The 20475-nt window shown below is 75.0% G+C and carries 12 protein-coding genes; 3 read left to right on the forward strand and 9 right to left on the reverse strand.

Translation table 11 applies throughout. The annotated features are described in order from the left end of the window. Positions 1 to 28 precede the first annotated feature (28 nt). The 3 genes from LIX60_RS12170 to LIX60_RS12180 all read right to left on the reverse strand — a co-directional run bounded on the left by LIX60_RS12170 (position 29) and on the right by LIX60_RS12180 (position 8638). Positions 29 to 1645: a serine/threonine-protein kinase gene (locus LIX60_RS12170; protein WP_308101229.1), complete on the reverse strand. Its 1617-nt coding sequence runs from the start codon at positions 1643 to 1645 to the stop codon at positions 29 to 31. 146 nt (positions 1646 to 1791) lie between these two features. Further along, positions 1792 to 6168 (reverse strand): protein kinase, encoded by a 4377-nt coding sequence (locus LIX60_RS12175; RefSeq protein ID WP_227958465.1) that lies wholly within the window; start codon positions 6166 to 6168, stop codon positions 1792 to 1794. A 280-nt stretch (positions 6169 to 6448) separates the two neighbouring features. Further along, positions 6449 to 8638 carry a serine/threonine-protein kinase gene (locus LIX60_RS12180; RefSeq protein ID WP_227958466.1) on the reverse strand — a complete coding sequence of 730 codons (2190 nt, stop codon included), beginning with the start codon at positions 8636 to 8638 and terminating at the stop codon, positions 6449 to 6451. Between the two features lie 228 nt (positions 8639 to 8866). Here LIX60_RS12180 and LIX60_RS12185 point away from each other — a divergent pair, with 228 nt between their 5' ends. Beyond that, the gene (locus LIX60_RS12185) at positions 8867 to 10051 is read left to right on the forward strand and encodes a serine hydrolase (RefSeq protein ID WP_227958467.1); all 1185 of its coding nucleotides are present in this window, start codon (positions 8867 to 8869) and stop codon (positions 10049 to 10051) included. A gap of 126 nt (positions 10052 to 10177) precedes the next feature. Here the strand turns inward: LIX60_RS12185 and LIX60_RS12190 are convergent, their stop codons facing one another. Together LIX60_RS12190 and LIX60_RS12195 are read right to left on the reverse strand one after the other, a co-directional pair. Further along, entirely contained in the window at positions 10178 to 11611 is a 1434-nt protein-coding gene (locus LIX60_RS12190) for a DUF1996 domain-containing protein (RefSeq protein ID WP_227958468.1), read from the reverse strand. A 313-nt stretch (positions 11612 to 11924) separates the two neighbouring features. Further along, positions 11925 to 13634 carry a glycerol-3-phosphate dehydrogenase/oxidase gene (locus tag LIX60_RS12195; protein ID WP_227958469.1) on the reverse strand — a complete coding sequence of 570 codons (1710 nt, stop codon included), beginning with the start codon at positions 13632 to 13634 and terminating at the stop codon, positions 11925 to 11927. Between the two features lie 196 nt (positions 13635 to 13830). On the opposite strand from LIX60_RS12195, the gene LIX60_RS12200 reads away from it, so the two are divergent. Together LIX60_RS12200 and LIX60_RS12205 are read left to right on the forward strand one after the other, a co-directional pair. After that, positions 13831 to 15093: a nucleotide sugar dehydrogenase gene (locus LIX60_RS12200; RefSeq protein ID WP_227958470.1), complete on the forward strand. Its 1263-nt coding sequence runs from the start codon at positions 13831 to 13833 to the stop codon at positions 15091 to 15093. 165 nt (positions 15094 to 15258) lie between these two features. Beyond that, on the forward strand, positions 15259 to 15846 hold the full coding sequence (locus LIX60_RS12205) for a hypothetical protein (RefSeq protein ID WP_227958471.1): 588 nt from the start codon (positions 15259 to 15261) through the stop codon (positions 15844 to 15846). Positions 15847 to 15974: 128 nt separating this feature from the next. On the opposite strand, the gene LIX60_RS12210 is transcribed toward LIX60_RS12205, so the two are convergent. The 4 genes from LIX60_RS12210 to LIX60_RS12225 all read right to left on the reverse strand — a co-directional run bounded on the left by LIX60_RS12210 (position 15975) and on the right by LIX60_RS12225 (position 20310). Beyond that, positions 15975 to 17099 (reverse strand): GuaB3 family IMP dehydrogenase-related protein, encoded by a 1125-nt coding sequence (locus LIX60_RS12210; RefSeq protein WP_125624209.1) that lies wholly within the window; start codon positions 17097 to 17099, stop codon positions 15975 to 15977. Positions 17100 to 17172: 73 nt separating this feature from the next. Beyond that, a complete protein-coding gene (guaB, locus tag LIX60_RS12215; protein ID WP_227958472.1) occupies positions 17173 to 18675 on the reverse strand; it encodes an IMP dehydrogenase in 1503 nt (500 codons plus the stop codon). 156 nt (positions 18676 to 18831) lie between these two features. Further along, positions 18832 to 19437: a sigma-70 family RNA polymerase sigma factor gene (locus LIX60_RS12220; protein ID WP_019710499.1), complete on the reverse strand. Its 606-nt coding sequence runs from the start codon at positions 19435 to 19437 to the stop codon at positions 18832 to 18834. A gap of 261 nt (positions 19438 to 19698) precedes the next feature. Next, positions 19699 to 20310: a response regulator transcription factor gene (locus LIX60_RS12225; RefSeq protein ID WP_003948568.1), complete on the reverse strand. Its 612-nt coding sequence runs from the start codon at positions 20308 to 20310 to the stop codon at positions 19699 to 19701. Positions 20311 to 20475: the final 165 nt, after the last annotated feature.

The raw sequence follows: 20475 nt of genomic DNA on the forward strand, positions 1-20475 counted from the left end.
CCGCACGCGCCGCGCGGCACCCGTGGAACTACCAGGGCGCGCGCGGGTGTTCGCGTTCGCGGCCCGCCGCCGCCTCCTCGTCCGCCCGCAGACGCTCCGGCGCGCCGTCGCCGCCGCCGTCCGCCGCCGTGCCGGTCCCCGCCGCGGCCGGGAGCCGTCCGGTGAGCGGCGGAACGGGCACCTCCGGGAGGGACCGCGCGGACGCCGGCGCCGACGGGAGCGGGGCGCCCGCGGCGGGGCCACCGGCGGGCGGGGCCGGAGCGGACGCCCCGTCCACCCCGGACAGCCGGCCCGGCACGGACGGACCGGCGGCGGACGAGGCGGAGCCCGACGGTCCGCGGCCGGACGGGCCCGCCCCGGACGGTCCCGGCGGCGCGGAGGACGACGGCCCGCTGCCGGACGGCCCGGGAGAGGCGGAGGAACGGGACGCGCTGGGCGTCGCCGTCGGGCTCGTGGGCCCTCCGCTGCCGCTGCCCTCGCCGTCTCCCGTCCCGTCCGGGCGCGAGGTCGACGTCGGCCGGTCGTCCAGCGGGGTCTCGCCGTTCACCAGCATCGCCACCGCGGCCACACCCGTACCGCCGGCCGCCGCGACCATCAGGGCCGCGGCCAGCGCCGTGCGCCCCCGGTGCCGGCTCCAGCGCGGCGGCAGCAGCGGGCCGAGCGGCGGCCCGCCGGGGTGACCGCCGCCGGGGCGGACCGCGTCCGGCGGCGGGCCCGCGTACCCGGCCGCCGCGGCGGCGTCCGCACCGGCGCCGCCGACCGCGCCGCCCCGTCCGCCCCCGGCCCGCGCGAAGCGCGGCACCTCCGGCATCCGGCCGGTGCCCAGATACTCCGTCAGCAGCTCCTCGGCCTCCGCCGCGCCCATCCTGCGCGCCGGGTCGCGCTCCAGCAGGCCGAGGATCGCGGGGAGCAGCGGGCGGGCGGCCTCCGGCGGCCGGATGTCGCCCGCCATGACGGCGTGCAGCACCCCGCCCAGCGAGTCCTGCTGGAACGGGGTGCGGCCGCTGAGCGCCGCGCACAGCAGCACCCCGAGCGACCACAGGTCGGACTCCGGGCCCGCGCCGGTGCCCGCCATCCGCTCGGGCGCGGTGTACTCGGGCGAGCCCACGAAGGTGCCGCTCTCGGTGATCGTCGTGCCGCCGTCCATCCGTGCGACGCCGAAGTCCGTCAGCACCACCCGCCCCGCCGGGGCCTCCAGCAGGACGTTGGCGGGTTTGAGGTCCCGGTGCAGCACGCCGTGCCGGTGCGCCTCGCGGAGCGCGCCCAGCAGGGCGAGCCCGATCCGGGCGGCCTCGCGCGGCGGCACGGAGCCCTCGGCGGCGATGCGGTCCGCCAGCGTCCGGCCGACGATCAGCTCCATGACGATCCAGGGGCGTTCGTCCTCCTCCACCACGTCGTGGACGACGACCACACTGGGATGCCGCACCTGCGCGACCGTACGGGCCTCACGCAGGGTGCGCTCGCGCTGCGACCGCGCGTCGCTCTCCGGAAGCCCTTCGCCGACATGGATCTCCTTGACGGCGACGTGCCGTTGGAGCAGTTCGTCGGTGGCGCGCCACACCGTCCCCATGCCGCCCCGGCCGAGCCGGAAGTCCAGGCGGTAGCGGCCGGCGATGAGTGGGCTCTCCGCCCCGAAGCTCCCCATGATGCCCATGGTGCCCCAGGTTTTCGGGCGATCCGAGGGTCTTCGCCCGCCGGTTCCGTTTAAACTTCCCGGCCGGGAACGTCTTTCGGCCAGACCTCGGCAGCGCCGGAGAGCGGCCCCGCGGGGCTCCGGCCGCGCCGCGCCGCTCAGTCCGTGGGGCTGTAGGTGGCGGTCGCCTGCTCGAAGAAGCGGGCCACTTCCTGCTTGTCCGCGGCCGGTCCGGAGACCAGGACGAGGTGGTAGCGGCCGTCGATGATCATCGCCAGATTGCGGGTGTGAATCTGCCGGTCGGCGTCGTCCCGCCAGCTGAAGGTCCCCTCGGCCATCGAGGTCCGCCCGACCTCGATCCGCCGCAGCCCGGAGGCCGAGGACCACTGCGACTCCCGGAACGGGGCCAGCTCCCGCTCGGCGTCCTGCTGGTAGGCCATCGGGTCGCCGCCGAACTCCTCGACGGTGTCCCGCCCCGGCACGACGGTCAGTTCGAAGTCGCCCCGGCCGTAGCGGATCTGACCGAGGGAGTTCTCACCGCGCCGCTCCCAGCTCTCGTGCACCGCGATCCGGAAGCCCTCCGGGTCGGTGCGGAGCTTGAAGCCCTTGGCGAGACCCGAGGTACCGGACGAACCGGAGGAGCCGTCCTTCTCCCGCTCGTTCCCGCTCTCCTTCCGGCCGCCGTCCCCGCCGTCGCCGTTCCCGGCGCCCGCGGTTCCCTGTTCGCCCTCGCCCTCGCCCGGGGAGGCTTCGGCGGACGGGGCCGGGCTCGGCGCTCCCGCCGTGCCCGCGCGGCCGGTGCCGCCGTCGGCCGAGTCCCCGGCGCGGGGCATGAAGAGCATCGCGTACGCGACGGCACCGGCCAGCGCCAGCAGGATCAGCAGAAGCAGCAGCCGTCCCAGACGGCGCGGACTGTGCCGGTGCTCCTTCGCCCGCTTGTGCCGGCCGTGCACCACCGCTGCGCCGGCGCGGCGGCGGCGCACCAGTTCGCCCCGGCGGCGTATCACCGGCAGCCGCCGCGGGTCGGCGTCCGCACCGGGGCCCAGGGAGGGGACGGTGACCGTGCGCGCGCCGACGTCCGGCTCCGGAGCCGTACGGATGAGCGACCGCAGCCAGCCGCGTACCTCCTCGAACTCCGGCCGTTCGGTCGGGTCCTGACGCAGCAGCGACTCGACGACGGGCCGCAGCGCACCGCACTCCTCGGCGAACGCGGGCGCCTCGGTGCAGACGAGCTGGACCAGTTCGGCCGCGCTCTCCTCGGGGTAGGGCGCGTGGCCCTGCACGGCGCGGAAGAGGAGCGCGCCGACGGCCCACAGATCGGTGGCGGGGCCGATGGGCGGCGCGAGCTGCCAGTTGCCGTGCACGGGACCGGCCTGTTCGGGCGCCCAGCGTTCGGTGACGGCACCGACGACCAGGATGCGGGCCTGGCGGGCCCGTTCGGCGGCCAGCGGCGTGGTGGGACCGCGCTGGTACCGCCCGGCGCCCGGGCCGCCCGCAGGGTTCTCGCCCCAGCCGCCGCCGGACGGCGCGGGCTCGTCCCAGCCGGCAGGGGGCCGGGGGCCGCCCGGGCCGGGGGACGGGATGGCCTGGGTGGCCGGGGCGTCCGGGGTCGTCCCGGTGCCGTCGCGGTGGCCGGCGGACGGCAGGCCGGCCACGCCGGGCCGCTCCCCGCCCGGCCGGCGGGCCGGCTCCACGGCACCGGGACGCCGGGCCTGCTCGACGGCGCCGGAGCGGTGCGGCGGACGGCCCTCGGGGCCGGGGCGTTGCGCCGGCGCGGGCGGGCCCGGGCGGCCGTCGGGACCGTACGCGTAAGGGCCGTGCTGCGGCCGCGGGGCCTCGCGGTCGTACGGACCGGGCGAGGCGTACGGACCTGGCGAGGCGTACGGACCGGGCGAACGGCCGGGGCCGTGGCCGTCCTCGGGGCGGTCCTGCTCCGAGGCTCCGGACCGCCGGTCCGCGTCGGGCCCGGGTCCGCTCCCGGCACCGGTCCGCCGGGCCGGGTCGCCGTCCGGTCGGCGGGCCGGATCGAAGGAGCCGCGCGGCCGGGGCGGCCCGGCGGCGCCGGACCGGCCCGACTGCTCTCCGGAGCCCGGCTGTTGGGGCTGCTGAGGCTGTTGCGGCTGCTGCGGCTGTTGCGGCTGCTGCGGCTGCCCGGGCCATCCGGCCGTCTCGGGCCGTCCGGCTTCCGCGGACCGGCCGGTCTCGCCGTGCCGGCCGGTCTCCCCGTGCCGTGCGAACGCGCCGGACGGACCCGGCTCCCCGGACCGCCCCGGGGGGCGGGGCTGTTCCTCGCGGCGGCCCGTCCCCGGGGGCAGCGCATGGCCGCCGAAAGGCCGTTCGGCGGGCGGCAGAGCCGAGCGCTCGCGGTCCGCACGGTCCGTGCCGCCGGATGGACGGTCCGGTTCACCGGCGCCCTCGGGGCGGCGTCCGGAGGGGGCCGGCCTTCCGCCGCCCTGCTGTCCGGCGCCGGGGGAGCCCGGGGGCCCGCCCGGGCGCCCGGGCCGCCCCGTACTGCCGTGCCAGCTCGACTCCGCCGGCACGGGGGCGCCGGGCAGTCCGCCCCGGTGCGGTGCGGGCGTCCCGCCGGACCCCGGAACGGGCTCGGCGCCCGGCCACCGGGGACCACCGGAACCGGGCCCCCCGGAACCGGGGACGGCACCGTCCGGGGCGGCGGGCCCGGACACCGGACGGCCCGGGACGGCGGGACCGGGGATGCTGCCGCCGGGCACGGCGGGGCCCAGTGCCGTGCCGCCCGGTACGAAGCCGCCCGGTGCGGCGGGACCGGGAACGCTGCCGCCGGGCACGGCGGGGCCGAGAGCGGGGCCGCCGGGCACGGCGGGGCCCGGGGCGCCGCCCGGCAGAGCGGGACCGGGCAGGCCCGGTGCCGGCGCCGGGCCGTTGCCCTCCGCGCCGCGGGAACCCTCGCGGGCCGCGTCGTCCCCGGACGGTCCCTGTCGCCCGGGGCCGCCCGTCGCGCTGCCGTCCGGGCCCGGCAGGGCGGACAGCGGACGGACCCGGGGCTGCGCCTGCGGCTGGATCTGGGCGCGGGCCGCCGCACGGGCGCCGGCCGAGTAGGCGGCGATCGCACGGGAGCGGGGCTGCCTGCCCTCCGCGCCGGACTGGTCCGCGGGACCGCCCGGTCCGGAGCCCGGCGCCGGTCCGCGGCCGGCCGATCCGGGGTCCCGCTCCGCTCCGGCCACGGGGCGGAGGCCGCCGCCGTCCGCGCCGTCCGTCCGGCCGGGGCCCCCGGGCCCGTCCGGTCCGGAGGCCGACAGGCCGGTGCCGGTGCCGGGCGCGCCGGGGTCGGCGGCAGGGGCGCCGTCGGAGCCGTGGTACGCCGGGGCGGCACCTTCCCCGCCCGCGACCGGGGTGCCCCCGGTACGGGCGTCCGGCCCCTGCCCCGGGGCGAGTTCGGGGCGTTGCGGGGCCGGACCGCTGCCCGGGGGGCGGGGCCCGTACGAGGTCCGGACGCCGTCCAGGTCGGCGGCGGACGCGGCCCGGCCGGACGGGGACGGGCGCCGGAAGGCGCGGTGTGGATCGGGGCCGGGCACGGCACCGGTGTGCGGGGCACGCCCCGGGCCCCCGGAGCCCGGACCGGCCGGGCCCGCCATGCCCGCGGGGCCGGCCGGACGGCCGGCGCCACCGCCGTACGACCGGCCGGAACCCCCTTCGCCACGGGGGCCGTTGGCCCGCCCCCGGGCAAAGCCCGGCTCACCGGAACCCGGGCCCTGCCGACTTGGACCACCAGGCCCACCCGGGCCGTCCGGACCGCCGGAACCTCCGCCCGGACGGCCAGGACCCCCGGGCCCGCCCGGACCACCGCCGAGGCGCTCGGAGCCGCCCGGACTCCCCGGACCCCCGGACCCGCCGTCGAAGCCTCCCGGACCATCCGGCCCGCCCGGTCCACCCGGCGCTCCCGGTCCGCCGGGCCCGTCCGGCCCGGCCTCCGGGGGCGGGGTCGGGTCGTAGCCGCAGAGCGCTTCCTCCGCCGCGCCGGACGCGAGCCCCGTCAGCATGGCCCGGCCGTCCTCGCAGACGAGCACCGTGCGGGCCGTGATGTTGCGGTGGATCCAGCCCTGGGCGTGCAGCGCCGACAGGGCGGTCAGGACGTCGGCCGCGACCTCCGCCGCGCGGTGCGGGGAGAGCGTGTGTTCGGCGAGCAGCGCGGCCAGCGGCCGGCCCACCACGAGTTCGCTGACGATCCACAGCCCGCCGCCCTCGGCGAACACGTCGAACACCTGGTCGTACCGGGGATGGTCGGACACCGCCGCCGCGGCCTGGGCGGCGGCCAGGGCGCGCCGCACCGCCGGGTCACCGGCCCCCCGCGCGGGGCCGCCGGGGGCTCCGGGCCCGTAACTGCCGTCGGCGCCGACGATCTCGGCCTCGACGGTCTCCGGCAGGGGGATGTGCCGGATCAGGACTTCCTGGCCGCTGTAGGTGTCGAAGGCGCGGGTCTCGGTGGCGTCGAGCACGTCGTCGGCGGTTCGGGGCAGGCGGTAGCGGTCGGCCAGCACCCGGCCCGCGTAGTCCTCCACGACGCCTCCCCAAGCGCGCGTTCCGCATCCACCCGGAACAGTCAACCCTGTTCGTCCACCGACCCGTTGCGGCTGCGTAGCGTCCGCACCGTTTCACGATACGTGCCCCGGCGGGGCAGTGCGGAGCGGACGGCGTAACCGGTTGCCCCGCCCCGCACGGAGCGGGCCTGGGGACCGCGGCAGGACGGGCGCACGCGCTGTACGGGAGCCGTCCCGCGCGCCGCCCGTCGCGCCCTCGGTGCGCCCCCGGCGCGCCCGTCCCGCCGCCCGGAGAGCGAACTCAGCCGGTGGGCTTGAACGTCCGGAACGCCGTCTCGCGGAGCGTGGTGCACTCCTTGCCGTCCCACTCGTCCGCCACGCACGTGATCATGATCGAGTAGGCGTGGCTGTCGTCCACCTTGAAGCCGCGGTTGAGCACCCGCACCCGCTCGCCGCTCCGGTTGTACTCGAACTCCCAGTCGGCCACGGTCGGATAGTCCCGGTACTCCGCGCTCTTGATGCCCCGTGAGGAGTATCCGGGGAACGAGCCGCGCGACGCCTGCTCCTGGGCGCGCCAGGCCGCGACCGCGTCGTCCTTCGGCTGGGAGCTGAAGTCGACCTGGATCCGCGGCACTCCGCCGGACTCGCTGTACTCGCCGCCGGAGTTCTGGCCCGCTATCCGCGTGAGCTTCCAGTTCCCGGGCATCGCCATGGAGAAGTTGAAGCGGTTCTCGGTCCTGGTCTCGTAGCCCTCGGGGATCTTGTCCGCGTCTCCGGCATCCGTGCCGCCGTCCTTGCCGCTCTCGCCGTCCTGTCCGCCGTCCTTGCCGGCGGAGCCCTCGTCCTCCTGCTTCCCCTCGCTCGTGCCGTCATGCGCGGATTCCGAGGGGTCGGCCGACGCCCCGGCGTCCTTGCCGGCGTCCGCGGAATCGTCCGTGCCGCCGTCGGCGCCGCTGGTGGCCGCCCTGTCGTCCTTGGCGCCGCCCGACGGCTCGCCGCCACTGCCGTCGCTGTCGAGGGTGAAGGCCAGCACCACGCCCAGCACGGCGAGCGCCAGGACACCCGCGATGAGGGCCAGCACCCGTCTCGGCACCACGTCCGTGATCGCGGCGGTGACGGGCCGCCGGGTGCCGGTGCCTGTGTCCGCCGAGGGCGAGGCGTGGGTGGCGGTGGCCGGGGCGGCCGTACCGGCGGACGAGGCCGGGCCGGAGGAGGGTTCCGAGGCGGAGGAGGCCGGGGAGGACGCCTTGGAGGCGGCCCCGGCAGCGGCGGCGGCCCGCGCCGAGCGCAGCGCGGAGCGCAGCCGCCCCTCCTTGGCGCTGCGGCCGTCGGGCTGCGGCGCGGAGTCCGGCGCGGAATCCGGCGGGGAGTCCGCCGCCGAGCCGGCCGGGGCGTCCGCGCCGGCCGCGGGCTCTCCGGCCGAGGACCGCTCCGGCTTCCGGCCGTTCCCGCTCCCGCTCCCGCCGCCGTTCCCGTTCCCGGCCGCGGCGGCACCCGCCGCGGCGCCCACGACGCCCGCCGCACCCGCGGCCGCGGCCCTCTTCGTCCCCTTGTTCCCCTTGCTCCCCTTGCTCCCCTTGGTGCCCTTGCCGGACGGCTCCCCCGGAACCGCCATCGTCCGGGTCTTCGCGGCCTGCGGGCGTTCCTCGGTCTCCGCGAGGACCCCGGTCAGCAGGGCCCGCGCCCCCGCGTCGTCGAGGCGCCGCTGCGGGTCCTTCTCCAGCAGCCCGTAGATGACCTCCGCCAGCGGCCCCGCGTGCTCCGGCGGCGGAACCGGCTCCGTCATCACGGCCGTCAGGGTGGCGAGCCCGTTGCCCTTGTCGTACGGCGGCACGCCCTCCACGCAGGCGTACAGCAGACCGCCGAGCGACCAGAGGTCGGAGGGCGGGCCGGGCTTGTGGCCGCGGGCCCGTTCGGGGGAGATGTACGAGGGCGCGCCGACGAGCATGCCGGTCGAGGTGACGGACGGGTCGCCCTCGACCTGCGCGATGCCGAAGTCGGTGAGCACCACCCGGCTGTCGTCGCCGGAGATCAGCACATTGGACGGCTTCACGTCGCGGTGCAGGATGCCCTCGCGGTGCGCGGCGCGCAGCACGTCGAGGACGGCGAGGCCCACCTCGGCGGCCCGGCGCGGGGAGAGCCGGCCCTTGTCCCGGATGACCTCGGCGAGCGAGGAGCCCTCGATGAGTTCCATGACGATCCAGGGGCGGTCGTCCTCGTCGACCACGTCGTAGACGGTGATGCCGCCGTTGGCGCGGATCCGGGCGATGGCCTTCGCCTCGCGCAGGGTCCGGGTGATCAGCCGCCGCTTCTCGTCCTCGTCGACGGACGACGGGAAACGCAGTTCCTTGACCGCGACCTGACGGCCCAGCGTCTCGTCGACGGCGCGCCAGACGGTACCCATGCCGCCGCGCCCCAGCACCTCGCCCAGCCGGTAGCGGCCGGCCAGGATCCGTCCGCTGGCGCCCTGTGTCTGCTCCGGCTCCGACATGTGTCCCCTCAGCGCTGCGATGTCCAGGCGGTGGCGCCGAGTTGGCAGTGGCTCACCGCGCCTCTGTCGCAACCGCGGTGGTCCGCCCCGGCAGAGTCTCCATTCTCCCCCATGCCCCGCCATGCCCATGCCCGGGGTCCGGCGCGTCACGCCCCGCGTATACGGGCCGCGCCGCCGGCCGTCATCATGGGCGCGTACACGGAGCGGAGCCCGGAGGGAGGCCGGAGGGTGCCGGTTCGCGGAGTGCGCCCGCGCCTGCTGGCAGGGATCGCGGCGGCCCTGTGCGCGGCCCTGATGGCGGGGTGCGCGCTGCCGGCGGCGGATCACGGCCGCGCCGGCGCGGTGGTGAAACGCCCGTCCGCCCGGACCGACCGGCTGGCGGCGGCCGTCGAACGGCTGGCCGACGCGGCCGACGCCCCCGGCGCCGCCGCGTACACCCGCGAGGGCGGCCGGGCCCGGTTCGCCACGGCGGGGGTCGCCGACCGGCGCAGCGAGCGGCGGATCGGGCGGGCCGACCGCTTCCGCGCGGGCAGCGTCACCAAGGTCTTCGTCGCGACCGTGGTGCTCCAGCTGCGCGCCGAGGGCGCCCTGCGGCTCTCCGACCCGGTGGAGCGGCATCTGCCCGGTCTGGTGCGCGGGCCCGGTTACGACGGCGCGCGGATCACGCTCCGTCAGCTCCTCACCCACACCAGCGGGCTCTTCGACTACGTCCGCGATCCGCGGCTGGCGGAGGAGTCCTTCGGCCGCGGCTTCCGGAGCCACCGCTACGACACCCGCTCGCCCAGGGAGCTGGTGCGCGCGGCGCTGCGGCACCGGCCGTACTTCGCGCCCGGCACCGGCTACCGCTACTCCAACACCGACTACATCCTGCTGGGGCTGGTGGTGGAGCGGGTCACCGGCCGCCCGTACGCCCGTGCGGTGGAGGAGCGGATCATCCGGCCGCTGGGTCTCGGCGGCACCTCCTTCCCCGGCACCCGGCACGGACTGCCGCGCCCGCACGGCCGGGCCTACTCGGCGGCGGCCGCGCCCGGCGGCTCCGGCGCGCTGATGGACGTGACGGAACTGAACCCGTCGACGGCCGGCGCCGCCGGCGAGATGGTCTCCACGCTCGGCGATCTGGAGCGCTTTCTGCGCGCTCTGCTGGGCGGCGAACTGCTGCCCGCGCCGGAGCTGCGCCGTATGACGGACACCTCGGTGACCCGCGGGCGCTACGGCTACGGGCTCTTCCCGGAGCGGCTGCCCTGCGGCGTGACGGTGTGGGGGCACAACGGCAGCATCAGCGGCTCGTACGTCCGGATCACCGCCACCGCGGGGGGACGGCGGGTGCTCGGCTACCGGGTCAACACCGACGAGGTGGGCGACACGGAGGCCGAACGGCGGCTGCTGAGCGCGGCGTTCTGCCCGCGGGAGTGACGGGGACGGGCGGTGCCCTCCGTGCCCGTCCGGGGGCGTGCGGTGGGGCCCGGCCTTGCCCGGGTGTGTGACGCTCCGGGCAGGGCCGGGCCCGCTTGGGGTGGTGGGTCGTTCAGCGCACGCGGGTCATCGGCAGCTGCGGCCGGTGTTGATGCACTGGACCATCGTGTTCATCAGGTCTTCGTCGAAGACGTTGACGAAGTCGCCGTGATCGGTGACCGGCTTGTGGAGCTGTTCCGGGAAGCCGTCCACGGCGAAGAAGGGGGTGGACCGCCCGTTGTCGTCCAGGCTGGGTGCGTCGACGTCGTAGACCAGGCGCTGCACCAGTTGCGGGATGGCCTGGAATCCGCTGGGGCAGGCGCCGGTTTCGGGATCGGCGAACGCGACATGGGAGCGGTGGTTGGCGCTGTCGGTGTTCCGGCCGTCCCAGCAGCTCTGGAAGGTGGAGGTGCGCACCACGTCACTGCCATCGGGGCAGAGCGGGTACTTGTCCGTCAGCTGCCGGTCCTCGAAGCCGGTGCAGCTCCAGGAGGCGTTGGCGTTGGCTGTTCCGTTGGTGAACGCTTTGGCGTCACCGGTGATGATCCGCAGGAACCTGGGCATCGCCACGACTTTGCCGCGCGGGTTTCCCACGAATTCCAGGGTCGCCTCCTTCGCCGTGAGGATCCTGCCGACGTTGCCCTCGGCGCCGCCGCCCTGCTGATCGGCGTCGAACTCATCGGTGCCGTCCTGCAGGCGCAGGACCGGCCAGTAGTACGAGGACTTGTCGCCCGGGTTCTCACATGTCGTCTCACCGCCTGCGAAGTCCTGGTCGTCGGCGAAGGCGTCGTTGGCCTGGTTGCCGATGTAGTCGTGGGTGTGATGCGCGCCGTTGGACACGCCGGGCGCGACGATGATGTTGTCGGTGTTGTACAGCTTGTTCTCGTTCACTCCGCACGTGCTGGTGAACGTGCCGCGGGATCCGCCCCGCGTCATACGGGGCTTGTCCGCCGTGGGCTGGACGGTGGTGATGTCCACGAAGTCCGCCGCGACCGGGCCGTTTCCCGCCTGGCCGCCGGCGCCGCCCTGGTCACCGCCGTCCTGGTTTCCGGAGGCGCGCAGTGTGCAGGCGGCGAGCGCCTCCAGGCCCTGGGGGCGGTCGGCCGCCCTGCCGATGGCGATCGCGATCCGGTCGATGGTCGCCGTCCGTTTCGCCTTGAGCGGGCCCATGATCGCGTTGTCGGCGAAGTTGCGGTCCTGCTGGATGGCCCGGGACGAATTCTGCAGCCGCTGGTACGCCTCCGCGACCTGCTGGTCCAGGAGCGCGAGGTTCTTGTCGACCTCCTTCCTGGCCCGGTCCGGCACGGCGCGCAGTTCACCGCCGACGTCCGGGCAGTCGATGGTGGCGTCGCCGGAGGCCAGGACCTGCCGGGCCCCCTCCGGCTTCGCCCCGGAGCCGCTCTCACCGGCCGAGGCGTACACGTTGGCCGCCACCAGCCCGCCCGCTCCCAGGGCCAGAGCCGCCGCGGCGGCGGTCGTCCGGCGTATGGCCTTCGATCGTTTGCGGGTGTTGCGTCGCATGGAACTCCTCCGAGATCTCCGTGAGATACGCATCCCGGGCCGACAGCGTTCTGGCGCTGCATCAGGGCTGATGCGTAACCGGAGTTACGGACGGGGCCGCGGAATCGGCGGGTCGCCGACGGCTCGTCATTCTCTCGTAAGGACTGGCCGCCCCGCCCGCTCGGATGTGCGCGGCGGGGAGGCTCCCGGGCGGCGGCCGTTCCCACGTGCTTCATGACCCGGCAGCCCGCGGCACGGAGAACGGCCACGTCCGCCGCCCTGGGAGAAACCGCGGATCAGCCAAGGGGGTGACCTGCGATGTTGAGCGTCGGGCTCAGCTCAGCGGCACGATGTCCGGTGCGCCCAGCCGGGCCGCGTCCGCCGTCTGGTCGTCCGGCTGGCGCTGCGACTCCCGCTCGGCCTCCACCCGCTTCTCGTAGTGCTCGACCTCCTTCTCGATCTGGCCCTCGTCCCAGCCGAGCACCGGGGCCATCAGCTCGGCGCACTCCCGCGCGCTGCGCGTGCCGCGGTCGAAGGTCTCGATGGAGATGCGGGTGCGCCGGGTGAGCACGTCGTCCAGGTGCCGGGCGCTCTCGTGCGAGGCGGCGTAGACGATCTCGGCGCGCAGATAGTCGTCGGCGCAGGCCAGTGGTTCGCCCAGCGACGGCTGCTCCTCGACGAGCCGGAAGACCTCCTCCGCCAGGGAGCCGTAACGGTTGAGCAGGTGTTCGACGCGGACGACGTGCAGGCCGGTGCGCGCGGCGAGCCGGTTGCGCGCGTTCCACATCGCCCGGTACCCCTCGGCGCCGACCAGCCGGACGTCCTCGGTGACGCACGCCGCCACGCGCTGGTCCAGCCCGTGCACCGCCTCGTCCACCGCGTCCTTGGCCATCACCCGGTACGTCGTGTACTTGCCCCCGGCGACGACGACCAGCCCCGGCACGGGGTGCGCGACGGTGTGCTCACGGGACAGCTTGCTCGTCGCGTCCGACTCCCCGGCCAGCAGCGGGCGCAGCCCGGCGTAGACGCCCTCCACGTCGTCCCGGGTGAGCGGCACGGCCAGCACGGAGTTGACGCGCTCCAGCAGGTAGTCGATGTCGGCGCTGGAGGCGGCCGGGTGGGCCTTGTCCAGGTCCCAGTCGGTGTCGGTGGTGCCGACGATCCAGTGCCGGCCCCAGGGGATGACGAAGAGGACGCTCTTCTCGGTGCGCAGGATCAGGCCGGTGGTGGAGTGGATGCGGTCCTTCGGCACCACCAGGTGGATGCCCTTGGAGGCGCGGACCTTGAACTGCCCGCGCTCGGCGATGAGCCCCTGGGTGTCGTCCGTCCAGACGCCGGTCGCGTTGACCACCTGGCGGGCGCGGATCTCGTACTCACCGCCGGCCTCCACGTCCCGCACCCGGGCGCCCACGACGCGCTCGCCCTCGCGCAGAAAACCGATGACACGGGCCCGGTTGGCGACATCGGCGCCGTAGGCGGCGGCGGTGCGGACCAGGGTGGCCACGAAGCGGGCGTCGTCCACCTGCGCGTCGTAGTACTGCAACGCCCCGACCAGGGACTCCTTCTTGAGGGCGGGGGCCACGCGCAGGGCGCGGCCGCGGCTGAGGTGACGGTGCACCCGGAGGCCGCGGCCGTGCCCGGAGGAGATGGACATGGCGTCGTACAGCGCCACGCCCGCACCGGCGTACCAGCGTTCGAAGCCCTTGCGCCGCAGCGGGTAGAGAAACGGCACCGGCTTGACGAGATGCGGCGCGAGCCGTTCCAGCAGCAGGCCGCGCTCCTTCAGCGCCTCCCGGACGAGCGCGAAGTCGAGCATCTCCAGATAGCGCAGCCCGCCGTGGATCAGCTTGCTGGACCGGCTGGAGGTGCCGGAGGCCCAGTCCCGGCCCTCGACCAGGCCGGTGGAGAGTCCGCGGGTGGCGGCGTCCAGGGCGGTGCCCGCGCCGACCACTCCCCCGCCCACCACGAGAATGTCGAGTTCGTGTTCGGCCATCCGGGCGAGTGCCTCGGCACGCTCGGCCGGTCCCAGTGTCGCTGTCCTCACCGCTGCCTCCGGTCGTGGTCGGGTCGCGCGTTCCCCACCCAGCGATTCTCACCGCCCGGCGCCCGCGCAACCCCGGGCGCCCTCGCACGGCAACACCGGGCCGTCACATCGCGGGCAATACTCACTATCAGCAATATGTCTGTTTAGCCTTACATAGATCGACAAAGCTGTGCCCCCGGGAAGGACGGCCCCAGCCATGCCCGCAGACCTCGCCGTCCTCGGTCTCGGCCCGCTGGGCCTCCCCCTCGCGCGGGCCGCCGCGGGGGCCGGTATCGCCACCGTCGGCTACGACACCGACAGCCGCCGCGTCGACGGGCTCATGGCCGGCCGCCCGCCCGCGGACGGCTCCCTCACCGCCGCCGGCCTGCGGCGGATGCTCTCCGCCGGCTTCCGCGCCACCACCGACCCGGCCGAACTCGGCCGCGTCCGCACCGCCGTCATCTGCGCCCCCACACCGCTCGGCGAGGACTCCGCGCTCGATCTGCGTGCGGTCGGCCGGGCCGCCCGCACCCTCGCCCCCCATCTCAGGCCCCACACCGCCGTGTTGCTGGAATCGACCGTCTACCCGGGCACCACCGAGGAATACCTCCGCCCGCTGCTGGAGGAGGGGTCCGGGCTGCGCGCCGGCCGCGACTTCCACCTCGCCTACGCGCCCACCCGGCTCGACCCGGGCAACCGCGCGTTCGGCTGTGCCAACACCCCCAAGGTCATCGGCGGTCTGACCCCCGCCTGCACCGAGGCGGCCGCCGCCTTCTACGGGCGGGTCACCGACCGCGTCGTCCGCGCCCGCGGCCCGCGCGAGGCCGAGACCGTCAAGGTCCTGGAGACCAACTACCGGCACGTCAACATCGCGCTCGCCAATGAGATGGCCGTCCTCTGCCACGACATCGGCGTCGACCTGTGGGACGTCATCCGCTGCGCCGAGACCAAGCCGTTCGGTTTCCAGCCCTTCCGGCCGGGCCCCGGAGCCGGCGGACACGGCGTTCCCATCGACCCCAACTACCTGGCCTACCGGCGGCGCAGCCCCGGCTATCCGCTGCGGATGGTGGAACTGGCCAAGGAGGTCAACGACCGGATGCCGCGCTACGTGGTGCAGCGCTGCGCGACCCTCCTCAACGAGCACGGCAAGTCCGCGCGCGGAGCCCGGGTGCTGCTGCTCGGCGTCACCTACAAGCCCGACCTCGGGGACCGGACCGGCTCCCCCGCCGGCGAGATCGCCTCCCGGCTGATGGAACTGGGCGCCCAGCTGAGCTACCACGATCCGCATGTGCCGCAGTGGAGCGTCCTCGGCCGGCCGGTGCCGCGCGCCGACTTCCCCTACGAGGCCGCGGCCGACGCCGACCTGACGGTGCTGCTCCAGCCGCACCGCTTCTACGACCTCCAAGGGCTCGCGGTGAAGGCCCAGCTGCTGCTGGACACCCGAGGCACGAGCCCGGCGGGCACGGCACACCGCCTCTGACGCGCCCCGTCCCCTCCGCCTCCGCGACGTACCGGACCGGTCCCAGCCTTGTCACGGACATGAAAACACCTGCCGGGCCGTCGGTGGCGGCTGTTAGCCTCAGGGCGCTTTCCGGCCAACGGACAAGCGTTTCCGCCTTTCCCAGAACTTCATCACGGGGGACCCATGAGCACCGAGCCCTGGCAGCAACAGCAGTCCGGCCAGAACCCCTACGCCCAGCAGCCCCAGCCGGGCGCCCCGCAGCAGGGCGTGCCCCCGCAGGGCGGCTACGGCCACCAGCCCCAGCAGCCGGGCGGCGCCCCCGGCGGCATGCCCGGTGGTTTCCCGCCGCCCCCGCCGCCGGCCGGACGGAGCGGCAACACGGCCCTGGCGATCGCCGCCGCGATCGTCCTCATGCTCGTCGGCTCCGCGATCTACGGCCTCATCCTCAAGGAGGCCGAGGTCCAGATCGGTTACATCGCCGTCGGCGTCGGCGCCCTGATCGGCCTGGCGCTCGGCAAGCTGGGCGGCCACAACCCGGTCCTGCCGTTCGTCGGCATCGTGCTCGGCCTGCTGGGGGTCTACCTCGGCCAGGTCTTCGGCGTGGCCATGGCCTTCGCCGACCTCCCGGGCGCCCCGGGCTTCTTCGAGATCCTCACCCAGCACTTCGGTGACATCAACGAGGGCCTGAAGGAGAACCTGGAGGCCATCGACTACCTCTTCTACGCCCTCTCCGGCGCGGCGGGCTTCTCCCTCACCAAGAAGTTCAGCTGATCCACCCGGGCACGCCGGGGCGGCCCCCGCCCCGGCACCCACCGCACCACCGCGAAGCCCCGGACCAGCGACTGGTCCGGGGCTTCGCGGTGCCGGGGCGGCGGCCGGTTCCCGGCCGCACGGCGCTCTCAGCGGTCGTGGCGCGACGGCGCGACCGTCACCTCGACCCGCTGGAACTCCTTGAGGTCGGAGTAGCCCGTGGTCGCCATCGCCCGGCGCAGCGCGCCGAAGAAGTTCATCGAGCCGTCCGGCGTGTGCGAGGGGCCGAGCAGGATCTCCTCGGTGGAACCGACCGTGCCCAGGTTCATGACCTTGCCGCGCGGCACGTCCTCGTGGACGGCCTCCATGCCCCAGTGGTGGCCGCGGCCCGGGGCGTCCTCCGCCCGGGCCAGCGGGGAGCCCATCATCACCGCGTCCGCGCCGCAGGCCACGGCCTTCGGCAGATCGCCGCTCCAGCCCACGCCGCCGTCCGCGATGACGTGGACGTACCGGCCGCCGGACTCGTCGAGGTAGTCCCGGCGGGCGGCGGCCACATCGGCGACCGCGGTGGCCATCGGCACCTGGATGCCCAGGGTGTTGCGGGTGGTGTGCGCGGCGCCGCCGCCGAAGCCCACCAGCACGCCGGCCGCTCCGGTGCGCATCAGGTGCAGCGCGGCGGTGTAGGTGGCGCAGCCGCCCACGATCACCGGCACGTCCAGCTCGTAGATGAACTGCTTGAGGTTGAGCGGCTCGGCGGCCCCCGACACGTGCTCGGCGGAGACCGTCGTCCCGCGGATCACGAAGATGTCGACGCCGGCGTCCACCACGGCCTTGGAGAACTGCGCGGTGCGCTGCGGGGAGAGCGCGGCGGCGGTGATGACGCCGGAGTCGCGCACCTCCTTGATCCGCTGCCCGATCAGCTCCTCGCGGACCGGGGCCGCGTAGATCTCCTGCATCCGGCGGGTGGCGGTGCGCTCGTCCAGCTCGGCGATCTCGGCGAGCAGCGGCTCCGGGTCGTCGTAACGGGTCCACAGCCCTTCGAGGTTGAGCACTCCCAGGCCGCCCAGCTCGCCGATCCGGATGGCGGTGGCCGGGGAGACCACCGAGTCCATCGGGGCGGCCAGGAACGGCAGCTCGAACCGGTAGGCGTCGATCTGCCAGGCGATCGAGACCTCCTTCGGGTCGCGGGTGCGCCGGCTCGGCACCACGGCGATGTCGTCGAACGCGTACGCCCTCCGGCCGCGCTTGCCGCGCCCGATCTCGATCTCAGTCACAATTGGCCTTTCCCAGTTCGGTCTGCCGTCCCAGTATCGCCGACCCCGTGCGGGCGCCGGTGCGCGGCAGCGGTCACCGGCGGCTGTAGTTCGGGGCCTCGCCGACCATCTGCACGTCGTGCGGGTGGCTCTCCTTGAGACCGGCCGCCGTGATCCGCACGAAGCGGCCCTTCTCTTTGAGCTCCGGGACATCCGCCGAGCCGACGTACCCCATGGAGGCGCGGAGGCCGCCGATGAGCTGGTGGGCCACCGAGCCGAGCGGGCCGCGGTAGGGCACCTGGCCCTCGATGCCCTCGGGGACGAGCTTGTCCTCGGAGAGCACGTTGTCCTGGAAGTAGCGGTCCTTGGAATACGAACGGGCCCGGCCGCGCGACTGCATGGCGCCCAGGGAGCCCATGCCCCGGTAGGACTTGAACTGCTTGCCGTTGATGAACACCATCTCGCCGGGCGACTCCTCGCAGCCCGCCAGGAGGCTGCCCAGCATCACGGAGTCGGCGCCGGCCGCGATGGCCTTGGCGATGTCGCCGCTGTACTGGAGACCGCCGTCGCCGATCAGCGGGACACCCGCCGGGCCGCAGGCGCGGGCGGCCTCGTGGATCGCGGTGACCTGCGGGACGCCGATGCCGGCGACCACGCGCGTGGTGCAGATGGAGCCGGGGCCCACGCCGACCTTCACCCCGTCCACGCCCGCGTCGATCAGCGCCTGGGCGCCGTCGCGGGTGGCGACGTTGCCGCCGACCACATCGATCTCGACGTTCGACTTGATCTTGGCGATCATGTCGAGGATGCCGCGGCTGTGGCCGTGCGCGCTGTCCACGACCAGGAAGTCGGCACCGGCCTCGACCAGGGCCTGCGCCCGGTCGTACGCCTCGTCGCCGACGCCCACCGCGGCCCCGACGACCAGCCGGCCCTCGGCGTCCTTCGCGGCGTTCGGGTACTGCTCGGCCTTGACGAAGTCCTTGACGGTGATGAGGCCCTTGAGGATGCCCGCCCCGTCCACCAGCGGCAGCTTCTCGATCTTGTGCCGGCGGAGCAGCTCCATGGCGTCCGCGCGGGAGATCCCGACCGTCCCGGTGACCAGCGGCATCGGCGTCATGACCTCGCGGACCCGGCGGCTGCGGTCCATCTCGAAGGCCATGTCGCGGTTGGTGACGATGCCGAGCAGCTTGCCCGCCGGGTCCGTGACGGGCACCCCGCTGATCCGGAACTTGGCGCAGAGCGCGTCGGCGTCGTGGAGGGTCGCGTCCGGGCGGACGGTGATCGGGTCCGTGACCATGCCGGACTCCGAGCGCTTCACCAGGTCGACCTGGTTGGCCTGGTCCTCGATGGAGAGATTGCGGTGCAGCACGCCCACGCCGCCCTGCCGGGCCATGGCGATGGCCATCCGCGACTCGGTGACCTTGTCCATCGCGGCGGACACCAGCGGAATGTTGACCCGGACGTTGCGCGAGACCCGGGACGAGGTGTCGACCGCGTTCGGGAGTACCTCGGAGGCACCCGGCAGCAGGAGCACATCGTCGTATGTCAGCCCGAGCATCGCGAATTTCTCGGGCGTTCCGTCGACGTTGTCAGTCATGACACCTTCCCAGTGCTCTTGCCCAGCGCGGACTCCCCATGCTAACGGCCTGCGGAAGCTGCCCGTCCCCCCGCCGGATCACCCCCCACCACCCGCCGCGGCCGCCCCGGAAGCAGGTACGGACCGCGCCGCCGCGCCGTTCGCCCGGGGCCGTTCCTACTGCTCGGCCAGGGCCCGCAGACGGCTCAGCGCGCGGTGCTGGGCGACCCGTACGGCGCCCGGCGACATGCCGAGCAGATGACCGGTCTCCTCGGCCGTCAGCCCGACGGCGACCCGCAGCAGCACCAGCTCGCGCTGGTGGTGCGGGAGATTGGCGAGAAGCTTCTTGGCCCATTCGGCGTCGCTGCTCAGCAGCGCCCGCTCCTCCGGGCCCAGGGAGTCGTCCGGCTGCTCCGGCATCTGGTCCGAGGGCACGGCCGTGGAGCCGGGCCCGCGCATCGCGGCCCGCTGCAGATCGGCGACCTTGTGCGCGGCGATGGCGAAGACGAAGGCCTCGAAGGGCCGGCCGGTGTCGCGGTACCGGGGCAGCGCGCACAGCACCGCCAGGCAGACCTCCTGCGCCAGGTCGTCCACGAAGTGCCGGGCGTCACCCGGCAGTCGCGAGAGCCGGGTGCGGCAGTAGCGCAGGGCGAGCGGGTGCACCTGGGCGAGCAGGTCACCGGTGGCCCGCTCGTCGCCGTCGGCCGCGCGCCGCACGAGTGCGCCGATCCCCCCCGGGCCGCCTCCGGCCACGGGGGAACCCGGCTTCTCGGTGTCACGCATCGGTCCATGGTGCCTTGGTCCCGGACCGTGCGGCGCACCGCCTCCGCACTTGTGCACCGAAGCGTTATGAGCAGGTGCGCCGGCTGTCATGTCGCGCGCCCTCCCCCCGACCGAGCCGTCCCCGAGGAAGTTCATGTCTCCAAGGATGCGGCAGCCCGCGCGAAACGGGGATGTGACTCCCCTCGCCGCGCACTCCGGCGGTGCACCGCCTCGCCCGCGCCCCGCGGGCGAGGACCGTCGTTCCCCCGCTGCGGCGCACTGCTAGCGGACCAGGCCCCAGCGGAAGCCGAGGGCGACGGCGTGGGCGCGGTCGGAGGCCCCCAGTTTTTTGAACAGCCGGCGGGCGTGGGTCTTGACCGTGTCCTCGGAGAGGAACAGCTCGCGGCCGATCTCGGCGTTGGAGCGGCCGTGGCTCATGCCCTCCAGCACCTGGATCTCCCGGGCGGTGAGGGTGGGGGCGGCGCCCATCTCGGCCGAGCGCAGCCGGCGCGGGGCCAGCCGCCAGGTGGGGTCGGCGAGCGCCTGGGTGACGGTGGCCCGCAGCTCGGCGCGGGAGGCGTCCTTGTGCAGGTAGCCGCGGGCGCCGGCGGCCACCGCGAGGGCGACGCCGTCGAGGTCCTCGGCGACGGTGAGCATGATGATCCGGGCGCCGGGGTCGGCCGAGAGCAGCCGGCGCACGGTCTCGACACCGCCGAGGCCGGGCATCCGGACGTCCATCAGGATCAGGTCCGAACGGTCGGCACCCCAGCGGCGGAGGACTTCCTCGCCGTTGGCGGCCGTCGTCACGCGCTCGACGCCGGGCACGGTCGCTACCGCCCGGCGCAGCGCCTCTCGGGCAAGCGGGGAGTCGTCGCAGACGAGGACGGATGTCATGGCCGTCCTCCGCAGCTGATGCGCGTCACCTTGAGCCTCCAGGCTGGTACGTAGTCGTCACCTGGGCGGTGGCCGCGGTCCGGGCCCTGCCCGGCTGCTTGCGGCGTCAACCGCCTCCGCACTTTCAACGATGGTCACCCGAAAGAGTTACGGGCCCCGGCCCCC

The organism is Streptomyces sp. S07_1.15 (assembly GCF_020739505.1).
Taxonomy (GTDB): domain Bacteria; phylum Actinomycetota; class Actinomycetes; order Streptomycetales; family Streptomycetaceae; genus Streptomyces; species Streptomyces xinghaiensis.

Excerpts from the sequence above, each read along its gene's own strand:
- LIX60_RS12220 (WP_019710499.1), bottom strand. The coding sequence starts at position 19,437 with ATGCGTGACACCGAGAAGCCGGGTTCCCCCGTGGCCGGAGGCGGCCCG.
- LIX60_RS12205 (WP_227958471.1), top strand. The coding sequence starts at position 15,259 with ATGAGCACCGAGCCCTGGCAGCAACAGCAGTCCGGCCAGAACCCCTAC.
- LIX60_RS12170 (WP_308101229.1), bottom strand. The coding sequence starts at position 1,645 with ATGGGGAGCTTCGGGGCGGAGAGCCCACTCATCGCCGGCCGCTACCGC.
- LIX60_RS12225 (WP_003948568.1), bottom strand. The coding sequence starts at position 20,310 with ATGACATCCGTCCTCGTCTGCGACGACTCCCCGCTTGCCCGAGAGGCG.
- LIX60_RS12190 (WP_227958468.1), bottom strand. The coding sequence starts at position 11,611 with ATGCGACGCAACACCCGCAAACGATCGAAGGCCATACGCCGGACGACC.
- LIX60_RS12200 (WP_227958470.1), top strand. The coding sequence starts at position 13,831 with ATGCCCGCAGACCTCGCCGTCCTCGGTCTCGGCCCGCTGGGCCTCCCC.
- guaB (WP_227958472.1), bottom strand. The coding sequence starts at position 18,675 with ATGACTGACAACGTCGACGGAACGCCCGAGAAATTCGCGATGCTCGGG.
- LIX60_RS12180 (WP_227958466.1), bottom strand. The coding sequence starts at position 8,638 with ATGTCGGAGCCGGAGCAGACACAGGGCGCCAGCGGACGGATCCTGGCC.